The sequence below is a fragment of the Vibrio sp. 1249-1 genome (assembly GCF_033340495.1).
This window is the reverse complement of the sequence record NZ_JAWOWJ010000287.1, coordinates 1-872: the sequence shown is the minus strand read 5'-3', so window position 1 is coordinate 872 and position 872 is coordinate 1. Positions and strand designations below refer to the sequence as shown.

Annotated in this window: 1 protein-coding gene; it reads left to right on the top strand. The window is 46.9% G+C overall.

What is annotated here, in order from left to right; translation table 11 throughout:
- Positions 1-791, top strand: a 791-nt coding sequence (gene ftsY, locus R7Z50_RS25890; RefSeq protein ID WP_318149528.1) for a signal recognition particle-docking protein FtsY, incomplete at its 5' end; no start/stop codon positions are given.
- Between the last annotated feature and the right edge of the window lie 81 nt (positions 792-872).

The window sequence follows — 872 nt, the reverse complement described above, 5'->3', positions numbered from 1 at the left end:
TCATTGCCGATGTAGGCATGGACACCACCACAAAAATCATCAACAACCTGACAGAAAAAGCCTCTCGAGGTGATCTGAAAGATGGCGAAGCCCTTTATGGTCTGCTGAAAGAAGAAATGGCGGAGATTCTATCTAAAGTAGAACAGCCTCTAGATATCGACAGTAGCAAAACACCTTATGTCATCTTGATGGTTGGTGTGAATGGTGTGGGTAAAACCACCACCATCGGTAAACTTGCGAAGCAGTTCCAAAGCCAAGGCAAGAAAGTGATGTTAGCGGCTGGCGATACTTTCCGAGCGGCTGCAGTTGAGCAGCTGCAAGTGTGGGGCGAGCGTAACAATGTTCCTGTGATCGCGCAGCATACTGGCGCAGACAGCGCATCGGTTATCTACGATGCGATTGAAGCGGCAAAAGCGCGTGGCGTCGATGTGGTTATCGCCGATACGGCGGGTCGTCTACAAAACAAAGCCAACCTAATGGAAGAGCTACGCAAGATTGTACGTGTGATGAAGAAAATTGATGATTCTGCACCACATGAAATCATGCTGACGCTGGATGCAGGTACTGGCCAAAATGCGATTAGCCAAGCGAAACTTTTCAGTGATGTAGCTCCTCTAACCGGGATTACATTGACTAAGCTGGATGGTACAGCGAAGGGCGGCGTTATTTTCGCTATCGCTGATCAGTTTAGTATTCCAATTCGCTACATTGGTGTTGGCGAAGGCATTGAAGACTTGCGTCCTTTTGAAACTCAAGAGTTTATCGACGCTTTGTTTAGCCGTGAAGAGTAATTGAAGTTATAGGAAATCAACGGTGAGCAAATTTCAACAAGTGAGTAAAGCTTACCGAGGTGGTCGACAAGCACTACAAAA